The following is a 13887-nucleotide window of genomic DNA, read 5'->3' as shown; positions in this document are numbered from 1 at the left end:
TGACCGTGAAGCTTGCTGCTCAAGGCGTGCATCGCGTTATTTGACGCTGACCTTCGAGTAGTCCTGGCGTCCGAAGGGGCTCACTTGGTAACCCTCGATCTGTTTGCGGGTCAGGGCAAATGCAGTCGGGTGCGCCAAGGGCAGCCATAGGGCCTGTTGCTGGATCTGTGCCTGGGCCTGCTGGTACAGCTTGCTGCGTACCCCCTGCTCGCTGGTGGTCTTGCCGGCGGTGATCAGTTTGTCGAGGTTCTGGTCGCAGTAGCGGGCGAAGTTGGTGCCGGACTTGACCGCCGCACAGGTGAACTGTGGCGAAAGGAAGTTATCCGGGTCGCCGTTGTCGCCAGCCCAGCCCATGAACAGCAGGTCATGCTCCCCGGCTTTGGCTCGCCGGATCAGCTCGCCCCATTCGATCACGCGGATTTCCGCCTGGATCCCCACCTGCGCCAGGTCCGCTTGCAGCAGTTGCGCACCCAGGCTGGGGTTGGGGTTCAGCAGGCTGCCGGAAGGGCGGGTCCAGATGGTGGTTTCGAAGCCGTTCTTCAGGCCGGCCTGGGCCAGCAGTTGGCGGGCCTTTTGCGGGTCGTGGGCGTAGCCGGGCAGATCCTTGGCGTAGCTCCAGGTGTTGGGCGGGTAGGGGCCGTTGGCGGCTTCGGCGGTGCCTTCGAACACTGCCTTGAGATAGCTGTCCTTGTCGAAGGCAAGGTTGATCGCCTGGCGTACTTCGGGTTTGTCCAGAGGTGGGTGCTGGCTGTTGATGGCGACAAAAGCGGTCATGAAGGCTGCAGTTTTCTCAATCTTCAGTGCTGGATCCTCAGCCGCGGCGTGGACATCCAGAGGCTTGGGCGACAGGGCGATCTGGCACTCGTTGCGCCGCAGTTTCTGCAGTCGCACGTTGGCATCCGGGGTGATGGCGAAGATCAGTGAGTCCACCGCCGGTTTGCCGGCAAAGTAGTCGCGGTTGGCCTTGTAGCGGATCGATGCGTCTTTCTGGAAACGCCCAAAGATGAACGGGCCACTGCCAATCGGCTGGCTGTTGAGCTTCTCCGGCGTGCCGGCCTTGAGTAGCTGGTCGGCGTATTCCGCGGAGTAGATCGAAGCAAAACCCATGCTCAGCGTGGCGAGGAAGGTCGAGTCGGCGTGATCAAGGGTAAAGCGCACGGTCAGCGGGTCCAGGGCATCGATCTTCTTGATCAGGCTGGGCAGCTGCAGGGACTGGGCGTGAGGGAAGCCGCTCTGGGCGACCTTGTGCCATGGATGGGCCGGATCGAGCATGCGATCGAAGCTGAACTTGACGTCTTCGGCGCTCAGTTCGCGGCTGGGATTGAAGTAGTCGGTACGATGAAACTTGACCTTGGGATGCAGCTTGAACACGTAGGTCAGACCGTCGGCCGAGACTTCCCAGCTATCGGCGAGGCTGGGGACCACCTTGCCGCTGTTGGCGTCGAACTCCACCAGGCGGTTCATCAGCACATCGGCGGAAGCGTTGGTGGTAGTCAGCGAGTTGTACTGCACCACGTCGAAGCCTTCCGGGCTGGCTTCGGTGCAGACGCTCAGCGTGGCAGCCTGAGCCAGGGGGCTCAGAAAAGGTGCGAGCAGGAGCGGGAGGGCGGCGAGACGCATGGTCGGGTTCCTTGTGCAGATCGAAAGCCCATCTGCGAGTGCAGTCTGGAAATGCCTTACCCTAGTGATCTCGCTGGAAAATGACTATCCCCTTTTGCATTTGCTGTCGGAGCCCGAGGCGTGGTTCATGACTCGATCCGGTCTTTGCAGCCATGAGCCGTTGTCAGAGGCAGGTTGTTCGCCGATTCGCTCCGGGAACCCATCTTCAAAGGTCGCTTGCGCGCCTGTTGTCTGGGCTGCGTGGCGGGCTGGCAGGCGGCAAAATATATTCTGCGACGAGCGGTCGTTTACTACGGTAGCCTTTGCCGCAGGCGTTCGGCGCAAAAAAATCAGTACTTTTGATTGTCCTGTGCACTGCGGTTGTTGTTGCTATTGGGTCTTTCTGGTATAAAGCAGCGCTCTTTTCTAGGGGCCCGGTTCCTTCACTTGTAGGTGTAGCCGGTAAGACCCTTAAAGAAACGCGGCGCCTGGCGCCAAATGACTGAGAGATTAAGCGGCCAACCCATGCCGGGTTGGGCATGTGGTTTTAGAGGGCTGAGGCATGTCTAGAGTCTGTCAAGTTACCGGTAAGGGTCCGGTGACTGGGAATAACATTTCCCACGCAAACAACAAAACCCGTCGTCGTTTCCTGCCGAACCTGCAGCATCACCGCTTCTGGGTTGAAGAAGAGAAACGTTTTGTGCGTCTGCGCGTATCTGCCAAAGGCATGCGCATCATCGACAAGCGTGGCATCACTGTCGTGCTGGCCGAAATCCGCCGCGCTGGCAAGATCTAAGGGAGCTAATCATGCGTGAATTGATTCGTTTGATTTCGAGCGCCGGTACTGGTCACTTCTACACTACCGACAAGAACAAGCGTACTACTCCGGACAAAATCGAGATCAAGAAATATGATCCGGTTGTTCGCAAGCACGTGATCTACAAAGAAGGCAAAATCAAGTAATTGATTTTTCTTCTGACAAAAAAACCCGCCTTCAAGCGGGTTTTTTTGTGCCTGTGATTCAGGCTTTCTGTTCGAAGGCCACGTAGACCTTGCGGCAGGGCTCCAGCACTTCCCAGGTACCCTTGAAGCCGGCCGGGATCACGAAGCGATCACCGATGCGCAAGGTTTTGGCGTTGCCCTCGTGGTCTCGCAGCACCGATACGCCCTGCAGGATCTCGCAGTATTCGTGTTCGGTGAAATTCACTGTCCATTGGCCCACGGCACCTTCCCAAATGCCGGCGTTCAGCTGGCCGCAGGGGCTGGCGAAGTGGTTGAACACTGCTTGCTCGGGATCGCCCTGGAGGATTTTTTCCGGGGCGGGGCGGTAGCGTTCGCCCTCGGTTTTGGCCTGGCTGAAGTCGACGACGTTGTGGATGCTCATTCTTGTATTCCCCCGTGATTGCGGCGCGAGTGGCTGTGAAGGCCAAAGTCTATGTTTATTAAAATGCACATAGCAACGGTGTTTGCCCCTGCTTTGTCAAATATATTGAAAGTACAGGTGTCGCTGGTTTAGGGTGGCGGGTGCCTTTGGCCGATAACAGGCTGGCCGGGCAGAATTCTTCAGGAGTGCCAGCATCGTTCGCATGGCGCTTGTATTCAAATAAGAGGAGGACACTCGTATGACCACCCTGACTCGTGCCGACTGGGAACAGCGTGCCCGCGACCTGAAAATCGAAGGCCGCGCCTACATCAACGGTGAATACACCGCATCCGTTTCCAACGACACCTTTGAGTGCATCAGTCCGGTAGACGGCCGCGTACTGGCGACTATCGCCAGCTGTGACGCCGCCGATGCCCAGCGTGCTGTGGAGATCGCTCGCGCCACCTTCAACTCCGGCGTCTGGTCGCGCCTGGCGCCAGCCAAGCGCAAGTCCGTCATGATTCGTTTTGCCGGCCTGCTGAAACAGCACGCCCAGGAGCTTGCGCTCCTGGAAACCCTGGACATGGGCAAGCCCATCAGTGATTCCCTGGACATCGACGTTCCCGGCGCGGCGCAAGCCCTGAGCTGGAGCGGCGAGGCCATCGACAAGATCTACGACGAAGTCGCGGCCACCCCCCATGATCAGCTGGGCCTGGTGACTCGTGAACCCGTAGGTGTGGTCGCCGCCATCGTGCCGTGGAACTTCCCGCTGATGATGGCCTGCTGGAAGCTGGGCCCGGCGCTGTCTACCGGTAACTCGGTGATCCTCAAGCCGTCGGAAAAATCCCCGCTGACCGCGATCCGCATCGCAGCCCTGGCAGTCGAGGCCGGGATCCCGGCCGGCGTATTCAACGTGCTGCCAGGCTACGGCCACACCGTGGGCAAGGCCCTGGCCCTGCACATGGACGTGGACACCCTGGTGTTCACCGGCTCGACCAAGATCGCCAAGCAACTGCTGGTGTACTCCGGTGAGTCCAACATGAAGCGCGTCTGGCTGGAAGCCGGCGGCAAGAGCCCGAACATTGTGTTCGCCGATGCCCCGGACCTGCAGGCTGCCGCGGAATCCGCTGCCGGCGCCATCGCCTTCAACCAGGGCGAAGTCTGTACCGCTGGCTCCCGCCTGCTGGTGGAGCGTTCGATCAAGGATAAATTCCTGCCGCTGGTGATCGAGGCCCTGAAAGGCTGGAAGCCGGGCAATCCGCTGGATCCGGCCACCAATGTCGGTGCCCTGGTGGACACTCAGCAGATGAACACCGTGCTGTCCTACATCGAAGCCGGGCATGCCGATGGCGCCAAGCTGGTGGCCGGCGGTAAGCGTACTCTGCAGGAAACCGGCGGTACCTACGTCGAGCCGACGATTTTCGACGGCGTCAGCAATGCGATGAAGATCGCCCAGGAAGAGATTTTCGGCCCGGTGCTCGCGGTTATCGCCTTCGACAGCGTGGAAGAGGCGATCCAGATTGCCAACGACACGCCCTATGGTCTGGCCGCGGCAGTGTGGACTTCGAACATCTCCAAGGCCCACAAGACCGCCAAGGCCCTGCGTGCCGGCAGCGTCTGGGTCAACCAGTACGACGGTGGTGACATGACCGCGCCGTTCGGCGGCTTCAAGCAGTCGGGCAATGGTCGTGACAAGTCGCTGCATGCGTTCGACAAGTACACCGAGTTGAAGGCGACCTGGATCAAGCTCTGAGTCTTCGGGCTTGAGGTGAGTGGCGCCGCTAAGGGCGCCTTCGCCAGCACGCCAGCATCTACAGTGGGCAACTGATCCACAGCGCAGCCGGACTTTCCGCAAGGGGAGTCCGGCTGTGTTGTCTGAGCCTTGCAAAACAATGATCCGCAGGAGTGTGGGAATGCGTTGGGCGACCTATTTCGCCGTTTTGGCCGCGGTCTTGAGTGTCGGCCTGGCCCTGGGCATGACCATGCCCCTGGTGTCCTTTCGCCTGGAAAGTTGGGGTTACGGGCCATTTGCGATTGGCGTGGTGGCGGCGATGCCGGCCATTGGCGTATTGCTTGGGGCGAAGATCTCCAGTCGTCTGGCGGCGCGCTTCGGCACGGCCAACCTGATGCGCCTGGGCCTGTGGGCGGGTGCGATTTCCATCGGTTTGCTGGCGCTGTTGCCCAGTTATCCGGTGTGGCTGCTGCTGCGCCTGCTGTTGGGTATGGTCTTGACCATCATCTTCATTCTGGGGGAAAGCTGGATCAACCAGCTGGTGGTGGAGCAGTGGCGAGGGCGGTTGGTGGCGCTGTATGGCAGTGGTTATGCCTTGAGCCAGCTGGCCGGGCCGTTGCTGCTGGGGGTTCTGGGCACCCAGCAGGATTATGGTTTCTGGGTGTCGGTGGCGTTGTTGATGGTGTCGCCCCTGCTTCTGCTGGGCCGCAGCGGAGCACCGACCTCCGAGTCCTGCAATGTCACCCTGATGGACCTCTGGCGTTTCTGCCAGGAACTGCCGGCGATTGGCTGGGCGGTGGCACTGTTCGCCACCTTCGAGGCGCTGATCCTGACACTGTTGCCGGTCTATTGCCTGAGCCAAGGGTTCACTGAAGACGTTGCCCTGGCGATGGTCAGCACCGTGGTGGTGGGCGACGCCCTATTGCAATTGCCGATAGGCGCCTTGGCGGATCGAGTGTCCCGGCGCGGTTTGTTTACTGGCTGTGCGGTGATCCTGTTGTGCTCCAGCCTGGCCATTCCATTACTGCTGGATAGCCAGCTGATATGGCCGTTATGGGTGTTGTTCGGCGCCAGCGCGGGCGGTTTGTTCACCTTGTCGTTGATCCTGATCGGCGAACGTTATCGCGACGATGCACTGGTGCGGGCCAACGCCCATGTGGCGCAACTCTGGGGCATCGGTTGCCTGATCGGGCCGCTGGTGGCAGGAGCGGGCAGCCAATGGGTCAGCGGTCACGCCATGTTGCTGCTGGTGGCAGCGGGGGCCTTTGGCTTGCTCATCCTGCTGCTGCGTCAAGGCGCTTTCGGCAACGTCCAGGCACAACCCCTGTAGCCATCAGAGCAGGCGTTCGAGGCCGATGCGGGTACTCAGCCAGGCATTGACCCGCCGCCACCAGCTTCCGGGCTCGTGGCTCAGGGTGTGCAGTTGGCCATGGTCTTCGGTGACCCAGACCAGCTTGTCGTGCTCCAGCTGAACCTGGTAGCTCAGGGACGGCGCCATCCCCTGCAGGGCCAGCGCGCGAACGTGCTCCGCCAGCTCGGGGCTGTCCACCAGCACGCCGACTTCGGTGTTCCACAGCACCGAACGTGGATCGAAATTGAACGAGCCGATAAAGCTTTTCTGTCGGTCGAAGATCATTGCCTTGCTGTGCAGGCTGGAGTCGGAGCCCGGCATGGATCCACTGTGGAATAGCCGGAAACCACTGCCTGCATGTTCGCCGGGTTGTCGGCGCAGTTCGTAGAGCTTTACGCCGTGCTCCAGCAGTGCCCTGCGGTAGGGCGCATACCCGCCGTGCACCACCGGCACGTCGGTGGCTTCCAGGGAGTTGGTCAAGAGACTGACCGAGACCCCGGCATCAGCGCGGCCGGTGAGGTATACCAGCCCTGGCTGGCCGGGGACGAAGTAGGCCGAGATCATGATCAGCTCCTTGCCGACCCCTTCGAGTTCCGGTGCCAGTTGAGTGGTCAGCAGCAGGTGCGGGTCGGGGTCGCCCTTGGCCAGGACTTTGGTTGGCGCGTCCCACAGGGCCTGATTCCAGGCCCAGATCAGCTCCTTGCGCCAGATGTCCATGCGTGGCTGGGTCTGGTAGGTCATCAGTTGGCGGTACAGGTTCTGGTTTTGCTGGCGGCTGTCTTGCAGCGATTCTTCCAGGCGCTGGCGGGTGTTGTTGAGGTCCTTGACTGACGGGGCGTGGGGCAGGAGCTCGGCGACAGGTCGGCTCAGGGCGCTGTTCCAGTACTGGTCGAAACTGTGTCCCAGCTGTTCGGCCACCGGGCCTGCGCTGAACATATCGATGTCGGTGAAGTTCAAGTCGGGCTGGGCGTCGAAGTATTCGTCCCCGAGGTTGCGCCCGCCGACAATGGCCACGCTGTTGTCCGCCAGCCACAGTTTGTTGTGCATCCGCCGGTGCTGTTGCGACAGGTTGAACAGGCGGCCCATGGTTCGAGTGAGGCCGGTGCTGCGGCCCAGATGCAGGGGGTTGAACAGACGGATCTGGATCTGCGGATGGGCGGCCAGGGTGGCGATGATCTGGTCCAGGCCATCGCTGGTGGTGTCGTCCAGCAGGATGCGCACCCGCACGCCACGGTCGGCGGCCTTGAGCAGCTCGTCCACCAGCATCCGGGTGCTGATGCCGTCGTGGACGATGTAGTACTGCAGGTCGAGGCTGCTCTGGGCGTTGCGGATCAGCTCGGCGCGGGCCATGAAGGCCTCGGTGCTGTTGGGCAGCAGGCGAAATCCGGAGCGTCCGTGGTAGTGCGCGGCCTGGGCTCTGATCGACTGGGCGAAGCTGGACTCGGTGGCAGGCAATGCCTGGCTCGGTTGGTACGGCACCTCCAGGGTGGCGCAGCCGCCGAGCCCGAGGTTCACGAGTGCCAGCCAGGTCAACACCTGTATGCGCCTCAAGTCAGGTCATCTCGCATCAGGGCACGGGTTGGCATGGGATGGCTGGCTTCCTGGGGCGGGTCGGGGTGTCAGTCCTGGGTTTCGCTGAGCTGCCTGATAGCCGCAGCGCCGACCTTGCGTACCGCGTCTTCGATGTGCGCGGTTGGTTTGGCAGCGTAGTTCATCCGCAGGCAATTACGGTACTTGCCCGAGGCGGAAAAGATACTGCCCACGGCGATTTGCACTCCTTGCTCCAGCAGCACTCGGTTGAGCTTCAGAGCGTCAAACTCCTCGGGGAGTTCGATCCACAGCATAAAACTGCCTTGCGGGCGGCTGGCCCGGGTGCCGGCGGGGAAGTAGCGGCTGACCCAGTCGAGCATCAGGTCGCGATTGCGCTGGTATTGAGTACGCATCTTGCGCAGGTGGGGCTCGAAGTGTCCGCCTTTCAGAAACTCGGCGATGGCCACCTGGGGTTGTGGGGCGGTGGAGCCGGTGCTGATGTACTTCATGTGCAGCACCCGCTCCAGGTAGCGGCCCGGAGCGACCCAGCCGATACGCAGGCCGGGGGCCAGGGTTTTCGAGAAGGAGCTGCACAGCAACACGCGGCCGTCATCGTCGAAGGACTTGATGGTCCGTGGGCGTGGGTAGGTATAGGCCAACTCGCCATACACATCGTCTTCGATGATCGCCACGTCGAAGCGCTGGGCCAGGGTCAGCAGTGCCCGCTTGCGCGACTCCGGCATGATGTAGCCCAGGGGGTTGTTGCAGTTGGGAGTCAACTGTATGGCCTTGATCGGCCATTGTTCCAGGGCCAGTTCCAGGGCTTCCAGGCTGATCCCGGTGACCGGGTCGGTGGGAATCTCCAGGGCTTTCATGCCCAGGCCCTTGAGTGTCTGCATGGCGCCGTGAAAGCTCGGCGAGTCCACGGCGACGATGTCCCCGGGCTCGCAGATGGCGCGAATGCTGGCGGACAGGGCTTCGTGGCAGCCGGTGGTAATCACCAGGTCATTGGCTCCCAGCTGGCAGCCGGAATCCAGCATCAGCCGCGCCACTTGTTCGCGCAGTTCCAGCACGCCGTAGATGTTGTCGTAATGCAGGCCGGGCATGTCTTGGCGTCGACTGAGTCGGGCCATGGCCCGCAACAGTGGCTTCATGGTCGGCGTGGTGATGTCCGGCATGCCGCGACCCAGCTGTACCACGTCCTTGCGTGGTATCGCGCGAATCAGCTCAAGCACCTGCTCCCACTGCGAGATCTCCACCGGCCGCTGGGCCGGGCGACCGACCGCCGGCAGTGCAGGCAGCTCGCGGTTGGCGGGTACGAAATATCCGGACTTGGGTTTGGGCATCGCCAGCCCGTTGTCTTCCAGCAGCCGATAAGCCTGCTGGACAGTGCTCAAGCTGACCCCATGCTCGACACTCAGGGCGCGCACCGAGGGCAATCGATCGCCCGGGCGGTAGAAGCCTTGTTCGATACGGGTGCCCAGGAGTTCGGCGAGGTTCACATAGAGGGTCATGGTATTGACTCGAGGTGGTGTTCATCAGGACCGGTACAGATGGGGCCAAAATACAGGATTCAGCGGCATTTTTGGCAAATCTGTATGGAGGTAATACAGGTGTATTGAGTCTGTAATGGTTTTTGCCGGCCACGCATCATGTTTGCTCATGGCAACCTTGGCAAACAGGAGCAGTGGAGATGAACGGCTTGAGCGATGTACGTCTGTCGTTACGCAGCCAGGAGCTGGAGGCGGGGCAGGAGCGGATAGGGGCGGCGGCCTTGCCGCGTTCTGCGCCGTGCGGACTGAGCCGCTGGGGCTTGTACTGGCATCGGCTGAGTACCCGCAAGGCGTTGCTGGACCTGACCGCCGAGCAACTGCGGGATGTCGGCCTGAATCGTGAGGATGCACGGGCCGAAGGCCTCAAGCCTTTCTGGCGGCTGTGACCTGTTTCAGCCTCGTCTGTGCTGGGCACCTATCGCTGCCGCGAAGGCTCGGGCTTCGTTTGGGCGCTACTCCGCTCCGAAGGTGGCAAGCCCTTGAGGCAAGGTCCTGCGGAGCCGATCACCGTCTGCGGCAGTGGCTACAAGCGAGGGATCAGGTCAGCTCTTTCAGGCGATGCCAGAGCATGCCCAGGGCCAGCAATGGGGAACGCAGGTGCTTGCCGCCAGGGAAGGTGATGTGCGGCACTTTGGCGAACAGGTCGAAGCCGCCACCTTGTTGGCCGCTGATGGCCTCGCCCAGCAACTTGCCGGCCAGGTGTGTGGCATTCAATCCATGGCCGGAGTAGGCCTGGGCGTAATACACATTGGGTTGGTCCTTGAGGCGGCCGATCTGCGGCAGGCGGTTGGCGCCGATGCCGATCATGCCGCCCCATTGGTAGTCGACCTTTACCCCGGCCAACTGCGGGAACACTTCCAGCATCTTCGGCCGCATATAGGCGGCAATGTCCTTGGGATCACGCCCTGAGTAGTGACACGCGCCGCCGAACAGCAGGCGTCGGTCGGCGGAGAGTCGGTAGTAGTCCAGGGCCACGCGCTGGTCACAAACCGCCATGTTCTGTGGCAGCAGGTCATGGGCCTGGGCTGCGCTCAACGGTTCGGTGGCGATGATGTAGCTGCCGGCCGGCAGAACCTTGCCTCCCAGTTGCGGGTTGAGGTCGTTGAGGTAGGCGTTGCAACCCAGTACCAGGCTCTTGGCCCGGACCGTGCCCCGGGCGCTGTGGACCTTGATCTCGGGCCCGTAGTCGATGCGCGTCACCGCCGAGTGCTCGAACAGGCGCACACCCAGCTGTTGCGCCGCCTGGGCTTCGCCCAACGCCAGGTTCAGAGGGTGCAAATGGCCGGAGCCCATGTCGATCAGGCCGCCAACGTAGCGTTTTGAACCCACCACGGTGTGCATCTCATCGGCTTGCAGCAAGCGGGTCTGGTGACGGTAGCCCAGGCCGCGCAACTCCTCGGCGTCTTCGGCAAAGCCTGCCAGGTCAGCGGGTTTGTTGGCCAGGTCGCAGTAACCCCAGGTCAGGTCACAGGGGATCTGGAAACGCTCGATGCGCTGGCGAACGATCTCTACCGCCTCCAATCCCATGAGTTTCATCTGCCGCACGCCATCGGTGCCGATCACCTTGGCGAACTGATCGAGGCCGTGACCAACCCCGCGAATCAACTGCCCGCCGTTGCGCCCGCTAGCGCCCCAGCCAATCTTGCGGGCTTCCAGCAGAACCACGCTGAGCCCGCGCTCGGCCAGTTCCAGTGCGGTGTTGAGCCCGGAGAAACCGCCGCCAACCACGCAGACATCCGCTGTCAGGTCTCCAGCCAGCACTGGATAGTCAGGCTGCGGCAGGCTACTGGCCGCGTAGTAAGATGCGGCGTGCCGGTCGCTGGAGATGGGTTGCTGAAGACTGGCGGGCATGGAAGGCGTCCTGATCATGGCATCTGGAAAAATAGGCGGAGCATAAGCCGGGGCTTTCCGGTGGGGCAACCGCAGGACGGTCGGCCCTGTCTGCTGCAGGGCATTTGAGGCAGAATCCACGGCTATCCATGATCCCGGTAAGTTTTGTCATGAGCTGCAACCGCCAGAAAGTCCGTAGCCTGCGCCAGCAGATTCCCTCCTTCGAGTGCGTCCCTGGTTGCCACGACTGCTGCGGTCCGGTCACTACCTCGCCGGAGGAAATGTCGCGCCTGCCGCGCAAGACCGCCGCCGAGCAGGACGCGGCCATGGAAGAGCTCAACTGCGTGCACCTGGGGCCCAACGGCTGCACCGTGTATGACGAGCGGCCGCTGATCTGCCGTCTGTTCGGCACCACGCCGAGCTTGCCGTGCCCCAATGATCGGCGCCCGGTGGAGATGATTCATCCCCGGGTTGAAAAGCAGATCCATGAATACATGGCCAGTACTCGTCAGGTGCTGGTCTAGAGGCAGCGATTGGCATAAGCACCCTCGTAGGCACTGCGCCCCGGCTCAATCCGGAATCGGCAGGCTCAGGCTTTCCTTCACCTCTTCCATCACGATATAGCTCTTGGATTCCCGGACATGGGGCAGCTTGAGCAGAATGTCGCCCAGCAGCTTGCGATAGGAAGCCATTTCCGAGATCCGCGCCTTGACCAGATAGTCGAAGTCGCCGGACACCAGGTGGCACTCCAGCACGTGAGGCAGCTTCAGCACCGCGCGCCGAAACTCCTCGAAGGTGTCGCCGGACTTGTAGTCCAGGCTGATCTCGACGAACACCAGCAGGCTGCCCTTCAAGTGCTGCGGATTGAGTCGGGCGTTGTAGCCCATGATGATGCCTTCACGCTCCAGGCGGCGCACCCGCTCGGTGCAGGGTGTGGTGGAGAGCCCGACCCGTTCCCCCAGTTCGGTGAAGGAGATGCGCCCGTCAGCCTGCAAGATACGCAGGATATTGCGATCGATCTTGTCCAGGGCACGACGGGTCTGATGATTGGTTCGCATAGGGGATGCCCCTCCGTGAAAAGCTATTTTGCCGAGAATTCTCGCCAAATATAGGCGGTTATATAGTGAAAATCACTGCCGAATGTTTCTTACACTGCGCCCATCTTTGCTCTGAATAACAAACGTCAGCGGTCAAGCCGCGATGAGGGATATAAAAATGCGCGTTCTGGTCTTGGGCAGTGGCGTTATCGGAACCACCAGTGCCTATTACCTGGCTCGAGCCGGGTTTGATGTGACCGTAGTGGACCGCCAGCCGGCTGCTGCCATGGAAACCAGCTTCGCCAACGCAGGCCAGGTATCGCCGGGTTATGCTTCGCCCTGGGCCGCTCCGGGTGTGCCGCTCAAGGCCATCAAGTGGCTGCTGCAACGTCACGCCCCGCTGGCGATCAAGGCCACCGCCGACATCGATCAATACCTGTGGATGGCGCAGATGCTGCGTAACTGCACCGCCAACCGCTATGCGGTGAACAAAGAGCGCATGGTGCGTCTGTCCGAGTACAGCCGCGATTGCCTCGACGAACTGCGCGCGGAAACCGGTATTGCCTACGAAGGCCGCAGCCTGGGTACCACCCAGCTGTTCCGCACCCAGGCGCAATTGGACGGTGCGGCAAAAGACATTGCCGTGCTCAAGGAGTCTGGCGTTCCGTTCGAGCTGCTGGACCGTGAAGGCATCGCCCGGGTCGAACCGGCCCTGGCCAACGTCACCGACATCCTCGCCGGTGCCCTGCGTCTGCCCAACGACCAGACCGGCGACTGTCAGATATTCACTTCTCGCCTGGCGGAAATGGCCACCAAGCTGGGTGTTGAATTCCGTTTCGGTCAGGACATCCAGCGCCTCGACTTCGCCGGTGACCGGATCAATGGCGTGTGGATTGACGGCAAGCTGGAAACCGCCGACCGCTACGTGTTGGCCCTGGGCAGCTACTCGCCGCAATTGCTCAAGCCGTTGGGGATCAAGGCACCGGTGTACCCGCTCAAGGGTTACTCCCTGACCGTGCCGATCACCAACCCGGCAATGGCCCCGACTTCGACCATCCTGGACGAAACCTACAAGGTCGCGATCACTCGTTTCGACAATCGCATCCGGGTTGGCGGCATGGCTGAAATCGCCGGTTTTGACCTCTCGTTGAACCCGCGTCGGCGTGAAACGCTGGAGATGATCGTCAACGATCTCTATCCTCAGGGCGGCGATCTGTCCCAGGCCAGCTTCTGGACCGGGCTGCGTCCCACCACTCCGGATGGCACGCCGATTGTCGGTGCCACCACGTTCCGCAACCTGTTCTTGAACACTGGACACGGCACCCTCGGTTGGACCATGGCCTGCGGCTCCGGTCGCTTGCTGGCGGATCTGATGGCCAAGAGAAAGCCGCAGATCAGTGCCGAAGGCCTCGATATTTCCCGTTATGGCAACCCTCAGGAGTCAGCAAAACATGTCAATCCAGCGCCAGCTCACCAATGAGCGTATGAGTCAGATCGTTGTTCACGGCGGTACGGTGTATCTGTCCGGCCAGGTGGGCGATGACATGCAGGCCGGGATTGAGCAACAGACCCGGGAAACCCTGGCCAGCATCGAGCGCCTGCTGGATCTGGCCGGTACCGATAAGACTAGGTTGCTGTCGGTGACCATCTACCTGAAGGACATCGATGCCGACTTCCAAGGCATGAACAGTGTCTGGGACCAGTGGCTGCCCAAAGGCGTCGCGCCGGCCCGGGCGACCGTACAATCCAAGCTCTGCGAGCCGGAAATCCTCGTCGAGCTTTCGGTAGTGGCTGCTCTGCCTTAAGCGACAAGATCCCTCTCCCGGTGCCGGTGGTGGTCCGCCGCCATCCAGCACCGGTTTTTTATTCCCCATGACCGCCTAGAAGTCTGC

14 protein-coding genes are annotated in these 13887 nt (G+C 61.5%); 8 read left to right on the top strand and 6 right to left on the bottom strand.

The annotated features are described in order from the left end of the window. Nucleotides 1–36: 36 nt before the first annotated feature. Complete coding sequence (locus tag GV818_RS03675; protein ID WP_161752856.1) at nt 37–1620, bottom strand: ABC transporter substrate-binding protein; 1584 nt, start codon at nt 1618–1620, stop codon at nt 37–39. Nucleotides 1621–2161: 541 nt separating this feature from the next. On the opposite strand from GV818_RS03675, the gene rpmB reads away from it, so the two are divergent. After that, nucleotides 2162–2395 carry a 50S ribosomal protein L28 gene (gene rpmB / locus GV818_RS03670; RefSeq protein WP_019410280.1) on the top strand — a complete coding sequence of 78 codons (234 nt, stop codon included), beginning with the start codon at nt 2162–2164 and terminating at the stop codon, nt 2393–2395. An 11-nt stretch (nt 2396–2406) separates the two neighbouring features. Continuing rightward, a complete protein-coding gene (rpmG, locus tag GV818_RS03665) occupies nt 2407–2562 on the top strand; it encodes a 50S ribosomal protein L33 (protein ID WP_003177274.1) in 156 nt (51 codons plus the stop codon). A gap of 58 nt (nt 2563–2620) precedes the next feature. Here rpmG and GV818_RS03660 read toward each other — a convergent pair whose 3' ends face one another. Further along, entirely contained in the window at nt 2621–2983 is a 363-nt protein-coding gene (locus GV818_RS03660) for a cupin domain-containing protein (protein WP_161752858.1), read from the bottom strand. Between the two features lie 238 nt (nt 2984–3221). Here GV818_RS03660 and GV818_RS03655 point away from each other — a divergent pair, with 238 nt between their 5' ends. Next, nucleotides 3222–4715: an aldehyde dehydrogenase gene (locus GV818_RS03655; protein ID WP_161752860.1), complete on the top strand. Its 1494-nt coding sequence runs from the start codon at nt 3222–3224 to the stop codon at nt 4713–4715. A 160-nt stretch (nt 4716–4875) separates the two neighbouring features. After that, nucleotides 4876–6024: an MFS transporter gene (locus tag GV818_RS03650; protein ID WP_161752862.1), complete on the top strand. Its 1149-nt coding sequence runs from the start codon at nt 4876–4878 to the stop codon at nt 6022–6024. Nucleotides 6025–6027: 3 nt separating this feature from the next. Here GV818_RS03650 and GV818_RS03645 read toward each other — a convergent pair whose 3' ends face one another. Both GV818_RS03645 and GV818_RS03640 read right to left on the bottom strand, forming a co-directional pair. Then, the gene (locus tag GV818_RS03645; protein WP_372242045.1) at nt 6028–7587 is read right to left on the bottom strand and encodes a phospholipase D family protein; all 1560 of its coding nucleotides are present in this window, start codon (nt 7585–7587) and stop codon (nt 6028–6030) included. Nucleotides 7588–7664: 77 nt separating this feature from the next. Further along, a complete protein-coding gene (locus tag GV818_RS03640) occupies nt 7665–9089 on the bottom strand; it encodes a PLP-dependent aminotransferase family protein (protein ID WP_161752866.1) in 1425 nt (474 codons plus the stop codon). Nucleotides 9090–9268: 179 nt separating this feature from the next. Here GV818_RS03640 and GV818_RS03635 point away from each other — a divergent pair, with 179 nt between their 5' ends. Then, on the top strand, nt 9269–9514 hold the full coding sequence (locus tag GV818_RS03635) for a DUF1127 domain-containing protein (RefSeq protein ID WP_161752868.1): 246 nt from the start codon (nt 9269–9271) through the stop codon (nt 9512–9514). A 151-nt stretch (nt 9515–9665) separates the two neighbouring features. On the opposite strand, the gene GV818_RS03630 is transcribed toward GV818_RS03635, so the two are convergent. Beyond that, entirely contained in the window at nt 9666–10979 is a 1314-nt protein-coding gene (locus GV818_RS03630) for an NAD(P)/FAD-dependent oxidoreductase (protein ID WP_161752870.1), read from the bottom strand. A 149-nt stretch (nt 10980–11128) separates the two neighbouring features. Between GV818_RS03630 and GV818_RS03625 the strand changes: the two genes are divergently transcribed. Next, entirely contained in the window at nt 11129–11482 is a 354-nt protein-coding gene (locus GV818_RS03625; protein ID WP_161752872.1) for a YkgJ family cysteine cluster protein, read from the top strand. Nucleotides 11483–11527: 45 nt separating this feature from the next. Here the strand turns inward: GV818_RS03625 and GV818_RS03620 are convergent, their stop codons facing one another. Continuing rightward, nucleotides 11528–12016: an Lrp/AsnC ligand binding domain-containing protein gene (locus GV818_RS03620; protein ID WP_011064210.1), complete on the bottom strand. Its 489-nt coding sequence runs from the start codon at nt 12014–12016 to the stop codon at nt 11528–11530. Nucleotides 12017–12173: 157 nt separating this feature from the next. Here GV818_RS03620 and dadA point away from each other — a divergent pair, with 157 nt between their 5' ends. Next, on the top strand, nt 12174–13475 hold the full coding sequence (gene dadA / locus GV818_RS03615) for a D-amino acid dehydrogenase (protein WP_161752874.1): 1302 nt from the start codon (nt 12174–12176) through the stop codon (nt 13473–13475). Continuing rightward, nucleotides 13447–13800 (top strand): RidA family protein, encoded by a 354-nt coding sequence (locus tag GV818_RS03610; protein WP_161752876.1) that lies wholly within the window; start codon nt 13447–13449, stop codon nt 13798–13800. Before dadA ends, GV818_RS03610 begins: the two co-directional genes overlap by 29 nt. Nucleotides 13801–13887 lie beyond the last annotated feature (87 nt).

Source organism: Pseudomonas sp. Fl4BN1 (genome assembly GCF_009908285.1).
In the GTDB taxonomy this organism is placed as follows: Bacteria; Pseudomonadota; Gammaproteobacteria; order Pseudomonadales; family Pseudomonadaceae; genus Aquipseudomonas.
Note: the sequence above shows the minus strand (reverse complement) of the source record. Positions and strands in the feature narration are given on the sequence as shown.